Raw genomic sequence first — 12152 nt, forward strand, 5'->3', positions numbered from 1 at the left:
AGGATCCGTCATGTGCCGCTGGCTGGCCTATTCCGGAACGCCCATCCGTCTCGAGGAACTGCTCTACAACAGAGAACATTCGCTGATCGACCAGAGCAGGCACTCCCGGCTCGGGGTGGAGACCACCAACGGGGACGGGTTCGGCGTCGGCTGGTACCCGGTCGACGGCCCGGCCGAGCCGGCGCTGCTGCGGGGCATCGGACCGGCGTGGAGCGACGCGAACCTGCGCGAGCTCGCCCGCTCGACCGTCTCGCCGCTCTTCCTCGCGCACATCAGGGCCAGCACCGGCACCGCCGTGCAGCAGACCAACTGCCACCCGTTCCGCTACGAGAACTGGCTGTGGCAGCACAACGGCGCGATCCACGACTTCGCCAGGCTGAAGCGGGACCTGATCCTCGCCGTCGACCCCGAGCTCTACCCGTTCCTGGCCGGCTCCACCGACTCCGAGGTGATGTTCTACCTGGCCCTCACGTTCGGGCTGCGGGACCGGCCGGTCACCGCGGTGGAGCGGATGGCCGGGCTGGTCGAGTCGGTCGGCCGGGCCCACGGGGTGCCGCACCCGCTGCAGATGACCGTGGCGACCACCGACGGCGACCGCGTCTGGTGCTTCCGCTACTCCAGCGAGGGGCACAGCCGGTCGCTCTTCTACAGCACCGCCACCAGCGCGCTGCAGAAGCTCTACCCGGACAACAAGCAGCTGGCCCGGCTCTCCGAGGAGACCCGCCTGGTCGTCTCCGAGCCGCTCGGCGAGCTGGAGGGCGCGTGGCAGCCGGTGCCCGAGTCGAGCTACGGCGTGATCCAGAAGGGCGAGGACGAGCTCGGCCACTTCGAGCCGGCCGTGCCCTGATCGGGAGGTTCACCTCATGGGCTTCCACGTCGCCTCCGAGACCGGCCGCCTGCGCCAGGTGATCCTGCACCGGCCGGGCATCGAGCTGAGCCGGCTGACCCGGGACAACGTCCGTGACCTCCAGTTCGACGACATCCCCTGGGCTCGCCGGGCGCGCGAGGAGCACGACGCGTTCGCCGAGGTCCTGCGCGAGCGCGGGGTGAAGGTGCACTACCTGGCCCGGCTGCTCGCCGACGTGCTCGACATCCCGCACGCCCGGACCTGGGTGCTGAACCGGATCGTCACCGAGGACACCGTCGGCCCGAGCCTGGTGGAGCCGCTGCGCCGGCTCGCCGAGCAGGCCGAGAGCGACCGGCTCGCCGACTACCTGATCGGCGGGGTGCTCAAGAACGAGCTGGCCGGCTTCACCGTGAACAGCCTGCGCTGGGAACTGCTGCACGCCGACGACTTCGTGCTCGCCCCGCTGCCCGGATACCTCTTCCAGCGGGACAACGCGGTCTGGATCTACGGCGGCGTGAGCATCAACCCGATGGCGATGCCGGGCCGGTTCCGGGAGTCGGTGCACAGCGCCGCCGTCTACCGGTTCCACCCGATGTTCGCGCTCGCCGACTTCACCGTCTGGTACGGCGGCGACGCCCAGCACCGGCCGGCCACCCTCGAGGGCGCCGACGTCCACGTGCTCGGCCGGGGCGCGGTGCTGGCCGGGGTGGGCGCGCGGTCCACCGCCATGGGCGTGGAGAACCTGGCGCGCAGCCTGTTCCGGGCCGGCGCCGCGACCAGGGTGATCGTCGTCGAGCTGCCGCACTCGCCCGCGACCAGCCACCTCGACACGGTGCTCACGATGACCGGGCGGGACTCCGTGGTGCTCTACCCGGACGTGCGGGGCTCGCTGCGGTCGTGGACCGTGGTGCCCGGTGACGACCCGGACAGCATGCGGGTGACCGGCAACGACGACCTGTTCGCCGCGATGGCCGAGGCCCTCGGCGTCGACAAGATCCAGATCCTGGAGACCGACGAGGACATCCGGGCGGCCCAGCGCGACCAGTGGGACGACGGCAACAACTACCTGGCGGTCGAGCCCGGTGTGATCGTCGGGTACGAGCGCAACGTCACGACCAACGCCCTGCTGCGCCGGCAGGGCATCGAGGTGATCACCACTCCCGGTGGCGAGCTCGGCCGGGGCCGGGGCGGGCCGCGGTGCCTGGCCTGCCCGATCGAACGCGACCCGGTCCGGTGACCGAGACCCTCCCTCCGGCGGGCGCCGTCGCCGCGCCCGCCCGGCCGGCCCGGTCAGGGCGCCACCCGGCTGGGCCGGCCGCACCATTCCCGCCGGCCGCACCATTCCCGCCGGTCGCTTCATTCCTGCCGACCCGGGGGATGTCGTCGTGACCGCTGCGGGACCGGTCGTCGTGGCGCATCTCTCCGACCTCCATCTCGGCGCGCACGACCGGCGGGCGGTGGAGAGCATCGCCGAGGACGTGGCGCGGGCCCGGCCGGACCTCACCGTGGTGACCGGGGACAGCACGATGCGGGCCCGGACCGGCGAGTTCCGCCGGGCGCGCGCCCTGCTCGCGGAGCTGCCGGTCCCGCTGCTCACGGTGACCGGCAACCACGACCTCCCGCTGACGAGCTGGCGACGGGTGCTCCGCCCGTACGATCGCTATCGCACCTGGATGGACCCGGACCTGGACCCGGACCGCAAGGTCTTGGGCCTCACCGCCCTGGGTCTGCAGTCGATGCCGCGGTGGCGCTGGAAGAACGGGCGGGTGAGCGCACGGCAGGCGGCCCGGGTGATCCGCGTGCTGGGCGGCGCTCCCGACGGCGACCTGCGGCTGCTGGCGCTGCACCATCCGCCGCTCGCGACCGGCACGGCCCGGATCCTCGGGCGCGACCGGCTGCTCGACGCCATCCGGGCGGCCCGCGTCGACCTGGTCCTGGCCGGCCACACCCACGTGCCGGACGTGCGGGTGCCGGTGCCGGGCGGCCCGGTCTTCGTGGTGGCGGGCACCTCGGTGAGCCGCCGGACCCGGCGCGACATCCCCTGCTCGTGGAGCCTCGTCAGCGTGCACCGGGGCGAGGTGGTGGTGCGCGAGCGCTACCTGCGCGAAGGGCGCTGGCACACCGGACGCGTCGTGACCGTGCCGTCAGTGCAGTGAGGTCTTGAGAGCCACCAGCGCCACTCCGAACATGCCCGCCACCAGCGTGGAGACGGCCCGCTCGAGCGGGGTGAGGCGGCCGTTCGCGCCCATCCGCCAGCCGCTCAGGCAGAGCAGGACCGTGGTGCACATCAGCGAGAGGATCTCGGCGGTGCCGAGCTTCGCGCCGGCCAGCCGGGCGCCGACCAGGACGAGCAGCGGGAGGGCCGTCGCGGTGATCATCTCCCAGCCGGTGGTGAGCTGCCTGCGGACGGTGTGCCAGGTCGGCCGGTGTCCCTCGTGGATGCGCTCGGCCACGATCCGGGAGTACCGCTCGGCGAGCCAGTAGATGGTCAGCGTGACCACCTCGGCGACGACGCCCGCCACCGCCGACTTCGGATGCGAGGCGACCAGGACGGCCGCGCCGACGATCAGACCGTAGATGCCGGAAGCCGTGGCCTCCGCGTTGTCGTGGGTGAGGCGTAGCCCGAGTGCCATGGTCGTAGCGTCGCCGGTCGCGGGCGCCGGCGAATCACCCGTGGCGAATGGCGACGGGGTGCGGGCCGCTGACGATGCTCGCAGTCATGGGCAACCCGCTGCGCCGGCGATCGGACCGGATCGAAAGCCTGCTGATATTCACGCTGGTGATGGCCTTCCTGGCCGGTGCTCCCGGGCTCGGCTGGTGGGCGGGCCGGTCCAGCTACCACTCCGACCTGCGGGCCGAGGAGTGGGAACAGGACCACGTCTTCGCGGTGGCGGCCCAGATCGTCGGCGAGCCGGCCGAGGCCCGGGACGCGCCCGCCACGTACACCCCGCGCACCGCGCAGGCCCGCTGGACCGCGCCGGACGGCACACCCGGCAGCGGCGCCGTGCCGGTCGAGCCGGAGACCCGGCTCGGCGACACCGTCCGGATCTGGGTGGACGACCGCGGGCAGCTGCGCGGACCGCCGGTCGACCGGGATCCGGCCGCCCAGGCCGCGATGGCCGCCGTCGCGGTGATCCTCTGTCTCGCCGCGGCGCTGTCCGGGATCTGGAAGATCGGCCGTGCCCTGCTGGACCGGCATCGGTCGCGGGCCTGGCAGCGCGCCTGGGACGAGGTCGGCCCGCGGTGGAGCAGAGACCGCTTTGGAGGATGAATGGCCAGGTTTCCGGCACAACTGCGTCAGGCGCTGATCGCGTTCGCGCTGGCGCAGTTCATCTGCAGCTTCGCCGGCTCGAACATGAACGTGATGATCACCGACATCAGCGAGGACCTGAACACCACGGTCCAGGGCGTGCAGCTGGCGATCACGCTCTTCCTGCTGGTGATGGCGGCCCTGATGATCCCGGGCGGCAAGCTGACCGACCTGCTCGGCCGCAAGTGGTGCCTCATCGCGGGGCTGCTGCTCTTCGGCACGGGCGCGCTGCTCAGCTCGTTCGCCCAGAACCTGCCCCTGCTGATCATCGGATACTCGATCTTCGAGGGGGTGGGCACCGCGCTGCTCATCCCGCCGGTCTACATCCTCACGACGCTGCTCTTCACCGGCGTCGCGGCGCGGGCCCGGGCGTTCGGCCTGATCAGTGCGATGGGCGGGGTCGGCGCGGTGACCGGGCCGCTGATCGGCGGATTCGTGGCGTCGGCGATCCACTGGCGGGCCGCGTTCATCCTGCAGAGCGTCATCTGCCTGCTGATCGTGCTGCTCAGCCGCCGTGCCGTGCGGGATCCGCTGCCGGCCGACCGGTCCATGCCGTTCGACGTGGGCGGCGCCGTCCTCTCCGCGCTCGGCCTCATCCTGATCGTCAACGGCATCCTGCTCGCCGACCAGAACCTGTGGGCCATGCTCGGGCTGATCGTGGCCGGCGCGCTCGTGCTCACCTGGTTCTTCGTCGCGGTACGGGCCAAGGAGCGGGCCGGCCGGGAACCGCTGCTCTCCACGTCGCTGTTCCACAACCGGGTCTCCAACCTGGGCCTGGTCACCCAGAACATGCAGTGGCTCATGGTGATGGGCTCGTCGTTCGTGATCTCGACGTATCTCCAGGTGGTGCGCGGGTACAACGCCATCGAGACGGGCGGGGTCTTCACCGCCACGACGGTCGGCGTGCTGATCTCGTCGCTCTCCGCCGAACGGATGGCCTCCCGCCGGCCGCAGCGGACGCTGATCATGGCGGGCTTCGTGACGACGATCGCCGGCATCGCCGTGCTGCTGGCGGCGGGCGGCACGACCGGGAGCGTGTGGACGATGGTGCCCGGCCTGTTCGTGATCGGCCTCGGGCTCGGGGCGATGCTGACACCGTCGGTGAACGTGGTGCAGTCGGCGTTCCCGGAAGACCTCCAAGGGGAGATCTCCGGGCTGTCGCGCAGCGTGTCCAACCTGGGGTCGTCGCTCGGCGCCGCTCTGACCGGGACGATCCTGGTCGCCGGCGTGGGTGGGGCGGCGCCGGGTCGTGCGTACCTCTGGGCGATGGGCTCGGTCGCGGCGGCCGGGGTGATCGGGCTGGTGGCGGCGTCGTTCCTGCCGCGCGGTGGCCCGGCGGTCGCACCGGCGCCGCCGGTCCCTCAGCCGGGCCTCGCCTCCGGCTGATCCTCTGGTTCTCCGGGCTCGTGGGTGTAGGTGATCCGGTCGCCCGGCGCCCGCTCCTGCTCGCGGGCCAGTCGTGCCCGGGCGCGCAGGTCGGCGGGGGCCGGGCGGCTCTGGTCGAGCGCCCTCGGCCAGAGCCGCGCGTGCCGGACCACGGCGATCTCGGCGGCCAGCACCAGCGCGTTGCTGAGCAGGTAGAACAGCGTGAACGCGCCGGCCACCGTGGCGAACGCGCCGTAGACCCGGCCGGCCCGGCGGACCAGCTCGGGCAGCACCGCGGCGCCGAGGTTGAGCACGGCGGTGACCGCCACCGCGCCGATCGCGGCCGCGAGCCAGAGCTCCGACGCCCGGGTGCGGCGGGCCAGCAGCAGCCAGGCCACGAGCATGAGCACCAGGAACGTGACGAGGGCCGAGCCGAGCACCGCGCCGTACTGGAGGGCGCCGGGCAGCGCCGCCATCGCCACGGTCAGCGCCCCGATGGTGAGCGAGCCGGCCAGGATCACCAGCAGTCCACCGAGGACACGGAGGTAGCGGCCGACCATCGGCCGGTCGGCGAAGGGCACGCCGGCCAGGTGGTTCAGGGTCTCGTAGGCGGAGAAGACGACCCCGGTCGCCGAGAAGATCAGGCCGATGACGCCGACGAGCAGCGCGGTGGCCGACCCCGACATGGTGGCTATGCCGGATTCGATGGTGTCCTGCAGGGTCGGCGGCACCATCGCGGTGACGACCTCCTCGCGCAGGTCCGGCCGGCGGGCCAGCACCTGGGTCACGATCGCGACGCCGAGCAGCAGCAGCGGGAACAGGCTGAGGAATCCGTAATAGGTGATCAGGGCCGCCTCGCGGGGACCCCGATCATCGAGGTACTTCTGGATCACCGCCCAGGTGAATCCGAGCGTACGGTGGCGTTGTTGAAACGCGTCGAGGCGTCTCACCTCCCTTGCGCGTCCGCCACCTCGGCGCCGTGCCTCGCCACCGCCCAGATCACCAGGGCGGCCAGCACGAGCGCGATACCCGACCAGATCGGGTGCACGTGCAGGAAGAGGAAGTCGACGATCGCGGAGAGCGAGGCCAGCACGATCGCGACGATCCGGGCCCAGACCGGGCCGCGGAACAGCGCGACGCCGGTGATCACAGCGAGCGCGCCGATCGCCATGTGCAGCCAGCCCAGGGCGGTCAGCGAGATCGGCAGCAGCTGATCGGAGCGGGTGCCGGCCAGGATCTCCGGTTCCCAGAGGGCGAGCGAGCCGACGAAGAGGTGCACGCTGCCGAGCAGCACCAGCGCGAGGCCGCCGAACAGCACGAGCGCGACCCAGCCGGTGGCGGTGCTCTCCTCGACCTCCATCAGCAGGTCCCGGATATCGCGTCGCGCAGGGCCCGGGCGCTGTCCCCGACCGCGGTGATCGAACTGCGGACGACCGCGAACGTGGCGGCGCCCGGATCGGCCCGCGCGCCCTCGACGCTCGCGGAGAGCTGGTCGACGGCCGTACGCAACTGGTCGGCCTGCGGCTTGAACTGCGCCTGCGCGTCGAGGACCAGCTGGTTCAGCTGATTGAGGAGCTCGGCGACGTACGGGCGGGCCGCCGCGACGCCGTTTTCCGAGACGTTGACGTTGCGGATCTGGTTCACCGTGTTCTGCACGGTCGCGAAGCTCTCGCACACCGCCGGAGCGTTCGCTTCGGCACTGGCGCATCCGCCGGCGCCGAGGACCGCCGCGGCCAGGATCGCGGTGATGAGCCCGGGGTTTCGTGTCATACCGCGATCGTCGCGCCCCCGGCCCGGCGGTTCCTCACCCGCGCCGGATGAGGACTGTCCGCGTGGCCGGCAGCACGATCGGACCGACGGCCTACTTCACAAGGAGCGAACATGTCCATCGGTCCCGTCCAGCTTCTGGTGCTGGGCTTTCGACACCCGAACTTCCACGGCGAGATCATCGCCGAACTGGAACGGCTGCGGGCGAGCGACACCGTACGGGTGATCGACGCGCTCGCGGTCTACAAGGACGCCGACGGTGAGCTGGAGGCGGAACACCTGAGCAACCTGACCGAGGCCGAGGCGATCGAGTTCGGCAGCAAGGTCGGCGCGCTGATCGGCCTCGGGTTCGACGGTGAGGCCGGCGCGGCCGCGGGCGCCCAGATCGGCGCCGCGGCGGCCGAGGACGGCGTCTCGGTCCTCGACGAGCCGGGAACGTGGGACGTCCTCGCGGACATCCCGCCGGACACCGCGGCCGCGCTGATCCTGATCGAGCACCACTGGGCGGTGCCGCTGCGCGACGCGATCGCCCGGGCCGGCGGATTCCGGCTCGCCGACGGCTTCATCAGCCCGCTCGACCTGGTCGGGATCGGCCTGATCAGCGCCGAGGAGGCCAAGGAGCTGCACGACCTCGAGACGGCCTAGATGTTCTGCCCAGAGGAGGTGATCGCATGTTCGCATCACGCAGAGTGGCCCGGCGCACCAGCCGGCGCACCGCACGGCGGGTGACCCGCCGGCGGCGCTGACCCTCCACGGGCGGAGCTAATGCTCCGCCGGACCGCTGCGGCGGCCGGTCGACAGGGCCAGCCGCCGCAGCCGTGCCCAGTCCATCTCCGGGCGCGGGCCGGGCACGCCGGGACGGTTGCGCGGCACCCGGACCCGCAGCGCCGCCGGCCGGATCTCGCAGCGCACCGGCGTCGGCATGGAGACCGCCTCGCCGTCGATCCCGACCGGCACCGAGGGCCCGTCGGCGTCGATCGTCACGGCGGGGCTGTCGGCGACGGTGAGCGACTTCGCGCGTCCCCGGCCGCTGATCAGGGCCGCCGCGTCGGCGGCGCCGCGCACCGTCACCGCGAGGACGCCGAGCACGCCGCCGTCCAGCCGGTACCGGCGGCCCAGGCCGGCGATGTCGTCGGCGGCGTACGGGTTGTTGCTGACCAGCACGGCCTGCGGGCCGGTGACCGTGGCGCCGTTCATGATCAGCCGGAGACCGCCCGGCGACTCCGACTCGGCCAGCACGGCCGGGAGCATCTCCAGCGTCGTACCGATCTTGTCGTCCCGGTAGGCCGGGCTCTGCACGATCGCGGCGTAGGCCCCGAAGGACGCGTTGTTCACGAACGTCCGGTCGCCGATGAGACCGAGATCGATCTCCATCTCGACGCCGTCGGTGAGCGCGTCCAGGCACTTCGACGGATCCTCCCGGTCCAGGCCGAGGTCGAGCGCGAAGTGGTTGCGGGTGCCCGCCGAGACGACCAGGAACGGCACGCCGTGCTCCGCCGCGATCCCGGCCACCAGCGCCTGGGTGCCGTCGCCGCCGGCCACGCCGAGCAGGTCGGCGCCGTCCCGGACGGCCTGCCGGGCGACCGCGGCGACGTCCACCGCGGCGCCCTCGATGAGGAAGACGCTCGCGCCGAGCTCCCGGGCGCGCTCGGCCAGCCGGAAGCGCTCGACCTTCCCGCCACCCGATCGAGGATTCATGATCAGGTACGGGTGTTCCGGCGCGCTGGTCTCGTACACCCTCTCCGCCGTCTCCGGCACGGCGAGCGCCCGCCGGCCGGCCGCCATCGCGAGCGCCCACAGCAGTCCGAAGAGGACCATCACCCAGATCAGGCCGGCCCGGGCGAACAGGACCGCGACGACCAGCGGGGCGAGCACCACCACGGCGCCGGCCGCCCAGCGGCGTACCCCTCGGTGTGTCAGGAACCACCAGGCCGCCGCCAGACCGGCGGCCGTGCCCACCGCCGCGGTCAGCACCAGGAGCAGGCTCGCACGCAGGCCCGCGGCCGCGAGCACGAGCAGGACCGCCGCAGCGGCCGTGAGGAACGACAGACGCGCCAGCCAGCGCCGGGATCGGGATTCCACCATGACGCCAGCGTCGTGTTTCCGGTGCGTCCCGGCCTCATTCCGGCGGGATGAGGCGTGGTCACGGGTTCCGGTGGATCGTCGTCGCCGAACCCGCCATCCCCGGACGGAGAGTCACCGTGGCGAAATCGCATTCCGGCACCAGCCTGCGGCATCCCGCCGAGGTGCCCTTCTACGTGTTCATGGTCGTCCTCAACCTGATCATCATCTGGCTGATCGTGCAGGCCGCGATCACGCTGCCGTTCCTGCCCGAGCGGTTCGTGGACAGCGGGTGGGCGACGGCGGTGCGATCCGCCTTCATCGGGCTGCTCCTCCTCGTACCCGGGCTGATCATCATCCGGGAGACGCAGCGGGCCTCGATCCGGGGCACGGCCGTCGAGCTGTCCCCGAAGCAGTACGGCGACCTCTACCGCACCGCCGACGAGTTCGCGCACAAGCTCGGCCTGCCGCGGCGCCCCAACATCTTCCTGGCCAACGGCAACGGCACGCTCAACGCGTTCGCGGCCCAGGCCACCGGCCACGACTACATCGTGCTCGCCAACGAGCTGTTCGTGAACCTCTACCAGAGCAACCGGGAGGGGCTGCGGTTCATCCTCGGCCACGAGATGGGGCACGTGAAGCTGCACCACGTCTCGCTCTGGTACCAGCTCTCGGTCGCGTACTCGGAACGCATTCCCCTGCTCGGCCCGGCGCTGTCCCGGCTGCGGGAGTACTCCTGCGACAGGCACGGCGCGCACCTCTGCCCGTCCGGCGCGACCGGCCTGGTCATCCTCGCCTCCGGCCGGCACACCGAGCACACCACCGACATCGAGGAACTGGTCAGGCAGGGGCAGCGCCTGCGCGGTTTCTGGGTGGAGCTGGCGCAGCTGCCGCAGTCCCACCCGTTCACGGTCCGGCGGCTGGAGCGCCTGTTCCGGCTGGGTCTGCTGCACGCCCGGGTCCGCGGCGACACGGCCTCATCCTTGCAGGGTGACGCGGGATAACGCGTTCCGGGCGAGGCTGGGCACGGTGTCGAGGTGAGGAGTGGCGGATGGGGCAGAAGGCAGAGCGGGGACTGCGTCCCTGGCAGGTCGAGCTGCTGAAGTTGCAGGCGCATCTCGAGGCCGAGAAGCTCCGCATGATCGTGCTCTTCGAGGGGCGGGACGCGGCCGGCAAGGGCGGCTGCATCCGCCGGGTCACCCGATTCATGAACGAGAAGCACTACCGGGTCGTCGCGCTCGGCCGGCCGACCGAGGAACAGCGCTCGCAGTGGTACTTCCAGCGCTACGTGGCGCAGTTCCCGGCCGGCGGCGAGATGGTCCTGTTCGACCGGAGCTGGTACAACCGCGCGATGGTCGAGCGGGTCTTCGGCTTCTGCTCGCCGAAGGAGCACCACGACTTCCTGCGCGGCGTGACCGGGTTCGAGAAGGACCTGGTCCGGCAGGGCACGATCCTGGTGAAGCTGTACTTCAGCGTCACCAGGGAGGAGCAGGCCAGCCGCTTCGAGCGCCGGCGTACCGATCCGCTGCGGCAGTGGAAGCTCAGCGAGATCGACCTCCAGGCGCAGGATCGCTGGGACGACTTCACCGACTACAAGTACGAGATGCTCCAGCGGACCGACACCCGGCCCGCACCGTGGCTGATCGTCCGCTCGAACGACAAGGTGCGGGCCCGGCTCAACACCATGAAGGTCATCCTCAACGCGATCGACTACAAGGGACGCGATCGGGTCCTGGACTTCACCCCGGACCCGGAGATCGTGGTGCCCGGCACGACGGAGATCGCCCTGATGGAGGCCGAACGCAGGAAGAGCGGCAAGTTCACCGGATAGGTCCGGCGGGAGGAGGGGCAGTTCCATGCCCGATGCGACATATCAGGTACGGGTCTCCGGGGTCATCCCCGCCGAGGTTCTCAAGGAGTTACAGGACCTCACGGTGAGCGTGGAGCCGCCCGAGACGGTGCTACACGGCTCGCTGCCGGATCAGTCGGCGGTGGTGGGCCTGATCTCCCGCATCCATGGGCTGGGGTTGCGGCTCATCGAGGTGCGCCGGCTGCCCGCCGACGAGGACCCGGGAGCGCCACCGGGCATCGTCCGTTGAAGCCTCGTCCCCACTTCCTGAGGTCCCGGCCTCCCCGGGGCGGCTACGGCGTCGTGCTCGTCATGATCGTGGTGACGTACGTGCTGGCGCTGTCCGCCGAGAGCCGCACGATGGTGGCGTTGCTGCTGTTCGTGCAGACCTTCACGGTCTGGCACGTGCTGCGGGTCGCCGGGGCCCGGCCGGGCGTCCGGTTCATCGCCTCGGTCGTGTTCCTGCTCGCCCTGGTGGCGGCGGGGTTCAACGTCCTCGCCCAGGAGTCGCCGCTGATCGGCTGGACGTTCTCGGCGGCGAGCGCGCTCTACCTGCTGGCGCCGATCCCCATCGTCCGGCATCTCGGCCGCCTGAAGGGGGTGGACCGGCAGACCCTGCTCGGGGCGCTGGCGGCCTACCTGCTGATCGGGATGTCGTTCGGGTTCGCGTACCAATGTCTGGCCGCCCTCCAACCAGGCCCGCTCTTCGGCGACAACGGGGACCCGACGCTCGCGGATTCGCTGTTCTTCAGCTTCGTCACGATGACCACGACGGGGTACGGCGACCTGGTGCCGGCCGGCAACCCGGCACAGAGCATCGCCGTGCTGGAAGCCCTCACCGGATCGCTCTTCCTGGTCACCGCGGTGGCCAAGGTGGTCGATGCCTGGCGGCCCCGGGCATGGCATTCACCCACCGTGGATGACGCGCCCGGCGCCGAACCCCGGTGACCATC

The 12152-nt window shown here is 71.6% G+C and carries 15 protein-coding genes; 10 read left to right on the top strand and 5 right to left on the bottom strand.

Features of this window, described 5'->3' with window-relative positions; all coding sequences use genetic code 11:
* Window positions 1-10: 10 nt before the first annotated feature.
* The 3 genes from AB0G10_RS21920 to AB0G10_RS21930 all read left to right on the top strand — a co-directional run bounded on the left by AB0G10_RS21920 (window position 11) and on the right by AB0G10_RS21930 (window position 3003).
* Window positions 11-847 (top strand): class II glutamine amidotransferase, encoded by an 837-nt coding sequence (locus AB0G10_RS21920; protein ID WP_360924457.1) that lies wholly within the window; start codon window positions 11-13, stop codon window positions 845-847.
* Between the two features lie 16 nt (window positions 848-863).
* Window positions 864-2084, top strand: coding sequence for an arginine deiminase (locus AB0G10_RS21925; protein WP_360924460.1), 1221 nt, complete (start codon window positions 864-866; stop codon window positions 2082-2084).
* A 148-nt stretch (window positions 2085-2232) separates the two neighbouring features.
* A complete protein-coding gene (locus AB0G10_RS21930) occupies window positions 2233-3003 on the top strand; it encodes a metallophosphoesterase (protein ID WP_360924463.1) in 771 nt (256 codons plus the stop codon).
* On the opposite strand, the gene AB0G10_RS21935 is transcribed toward AB0G10_RS21930, so the two are convergent.
* Complete coding sequence (locus tag AB0G10_RS21935) at window positions 2992-3480, bottom strand: hypothetical protein (protein ID WP_360924466.1); 489 nt, start codon at window positions 3478-3480, stop codon at window positions 2992-2994. The two genes, AB0G10_RS21930 and AB0G10_RS21935, sit on opposite strands and share 12 nt — an antisense overlap.
* 86 nt (window positions 3481-3566) lie before the next feature.
* Here AB0G10_RS21935 and AB0G10_RS21940 point away from each other — a divergent pair, with 86 nt between their 5' ends.
* Window positions 3567-4118: a hypothetical protein gene (locus tag AB0G10_RS21940; protein ID WP_360924469.1), complete on the top strand. Its 552-nt coding sequence runs from the start codon at window positions 3567-3569 to the stop codon at window positions 4116-4118.
* Window positions 4119-5543 carry an MFS transporter gene (locus AB0G10_RS21945; RefSeq protein ID WP_360924472.1) on the top strand — a complete coding sequence of 475 codons (1425 nt, stop codon included), beginning with the start codon at window positions 4119-4121 and terminating at the stop codon, window positions 5541-5543. It abuts the gene before it with no gap.
* Here the strand turns inward: AB0G10_RS21945 and AB0G10_RS21950 are convergent.
* The 3 genes from AB0G10_RS21950 to AB0G10_RS21960 are packed head-to-tail and all read right to left on the bottom strand — an operon-like array spanning window position 5519 to window position 7292.
* Complete coding sequence (locus AB0G10_RS21950; RefSeq protein ID WP_360924475.1) at window positions 5519-6472, bottom strand: YihY/virulence factor BrkB family protein; 954 nt, start codon at window positions 6470-6472, stop codon at window positions 5519-5521. The genes AB0G10_RS21945 and AB0G10_RS21950 overlap by 25 nt on opposite strands.
* Window positions 6469-6882 (bottom strand): hypothetical protein, encoded by a 414-nt coding sequence (locus AB0G10_RS21955; protein ID WP_360924478.1) that lies wholly within the window; start codon window positions 6880-6882, stop codon window positions 6469-6471. The genes AB0G10_RS21950 and AB0G10_RS21955 overlap by 4 nt, the downstream gene beginning before the upstream one ends.
* Entirely contained in the window at window positions 6882-7292 is a 411-nt protein-coding gene (locus AB0G10_RS21960; protein ID WP_360924481.1) for a hypothetical protein, read from the bottom strand. Before AB0G10_RS21960 ends, AB0G10_RS21955 begins: the two co-directional genes overlap by 1 nt.
* A 111-nt stretch (window positions 7293-7403) precedes the next feature.
* On the opposite strand from AB0G10_RS21960, the gene AB0G10_RS21965 reads away from it, so the two are divergent.
* Window positions 7404-7934: a hypothetical protein gene (locus AB0G10_RS21965; RefSeq protein ID WP_360924484.1), complete on the top strand. Its 531-nt coding sequence runs from the start codon at window positions 7404-7406 to the stop codon at window positions 7932-7934.
* A gap of 117 nt (window positions 7935-8051) precedes the next feature.
* Here AB0G10_RS21965 and AB0G10_RS21970 read toward each other — a convergent pair whose 3' ends face one another.
* Window positions 8052-9374 carry a diacylglycerol kinase family protein gene (locus tag AB0G10_RS21970; protein WP_360924487.1) on the bottom strand — a complete coding sequence of 441 codons (1323 nt, stop codon included), beginning with the start codon at window positions 9372-9374 and terminating at the stop codon, window positions 8052-8054.
* Window positions 9375-9490: 116 nt separating this feature from the next.
* Here AB0G10_RS21970 and AB0G10_RS21975 point away from each other — a divergent pair, with 116 nt between their 5' ends.
* The 4 genes from AB0G10_RS21975 to AB0G10_RS21990 are packed head-to-tail and all read left to right on the top strand — an operon-like array spanning window position 9491 to window position 12147.
* Entirely contained in the window at window positions 9491-10354 is an 864-nt protein-coding gene (locus AB0G10_RS21975; RefSeq protein ID WP_360924490.1) for a M48 family metallopeptidase, read from the top strand.
* 47 nt (window positions 10355-10401) lie between these two features.
* Window positions 10402-11181: a polyphosphate kinase 2 gene (gene ppk2, locus AB0G10_RS21980; protein ID WP_360924493.1), complete on the top strand. Its 780-nt coding sequence runs from the start codon at window positions 10402-10404 to the stop codon at window positions 11179-11181.
* Between the two features lie 25 nt (window positions 11182-11206).
* Window positions 11207-11449, top strand: coding sequence for a hypothetical protein (locus AB0G10_RS21985; protein WP_360924496.1), 243 nt, complete (start codon window positions 11207-11209; stop codon window positions 11447-11449).
* The gene (locus AB0G10_RS21990; protein WP_360924499.1) at window positions 11446-12147 is read left to right on the top strand and encodes an ion channel; all 702 of its coding nucleotides are present in this window, start codon (window positions 11446-11448) and stop codon (window positions 12145-12147) included. Before AB0G10_RS21985 ends, AB0G10_RS21990 begins: the two co-directional genes overlap by 4 nt.
* The last annotated feature ends 5 nt before the right edge of the window (window positions 12148-12152 follow it).

This window comes from Actinoplanes sp. NPDC023714, assembly GCF_040639855.1.
Classification (GTDB): domain Bacteria; phylum Actinomycetota; class Actinomycetes; order Mycobacteriales; family Micromonosporaceae; genus Actinoplanes.

Bases quoted from the DNA above. Each gene is read 5' to 3' on its own strand.
- AB0G10_RS21920 (WP_360924457.1), top strand. From the start codon at position 11: ATGTGCCGCTGGCTGGCCTATTCCGGAACGCCCATCCGTCTCGAGGAA.
- AB0G10_RS21925 (WP_360924460.1), top strand. From the start codon at position 864: ATGGGCTTCCACGTCGCCTCCGAGACCGGCCGCCTGCGCCAGGTGATC.
- AB0G10_RS21935 (WP_360924466.1), bottom strand. From the start codon at position 3,480: ATGGCACTCGGGCTACGCCTCACCCACGACAACGCGGAGGCCACGGCT.
- AB0G10_RS21940 (WP_360924469.1), top strand. From the start codon at position 3,567: ATGGGCAACCCGCTGCGCCGGCGATCGGACCGGATCGAAAGCCTGCTG.
- AB0G10_RS21945 (WP_360924472.1), top strand. From the start codon at position 4,119: ATGGCCAGGTTTCCGGCACAACTGCGTCAGGCGCTGATCGCGTTCGCG.
- AB0G10_RS21955 (WP_360924478.1), bottom strand. From the start codon at position 6,882: ATGGAGGTCGAGGAGAGCACCGCCACCGGCTGGGTCGCGCTCGTGCTG.
- AB0G10_RS21960 (WP_360924481.1), bottom strand. From the start codon at position 7,292: ATGACACGAAACCCCGGGCTCATCACCGCGATCCTGGCCGCGGCGGTC.
- AB0G10_RS21965 (WP_360924484.1), top strand. From the start codon at position 7,404: ATGTCCATCGGTCCCGTCCAGCTTCTGGTGCTGGGCTTTCGACACCCG.
- AB0G10_RS21970 (WP_360924487.1), bottom strand. From the start codon at position 9,374: ATGGTGGAATCCCGATCCCGGCGCTGGCTGGCGCGTCTGTCGTTCCTC.
- ppk2 (WP_360924493.1), top strand. From the start codon at position 10,402: ATGGGGCAGAAGGCAGAGCGGGGACTGCGTCCCTGGCAGGTCGAGCTG.
- AB0G10_RS21985 (WP_360924496.1), top strand. From the start codon at position 11,207: ATGCCCGATGCGACATATCAGGTACGGGTCTCCGGGGTCATCCCCGCC.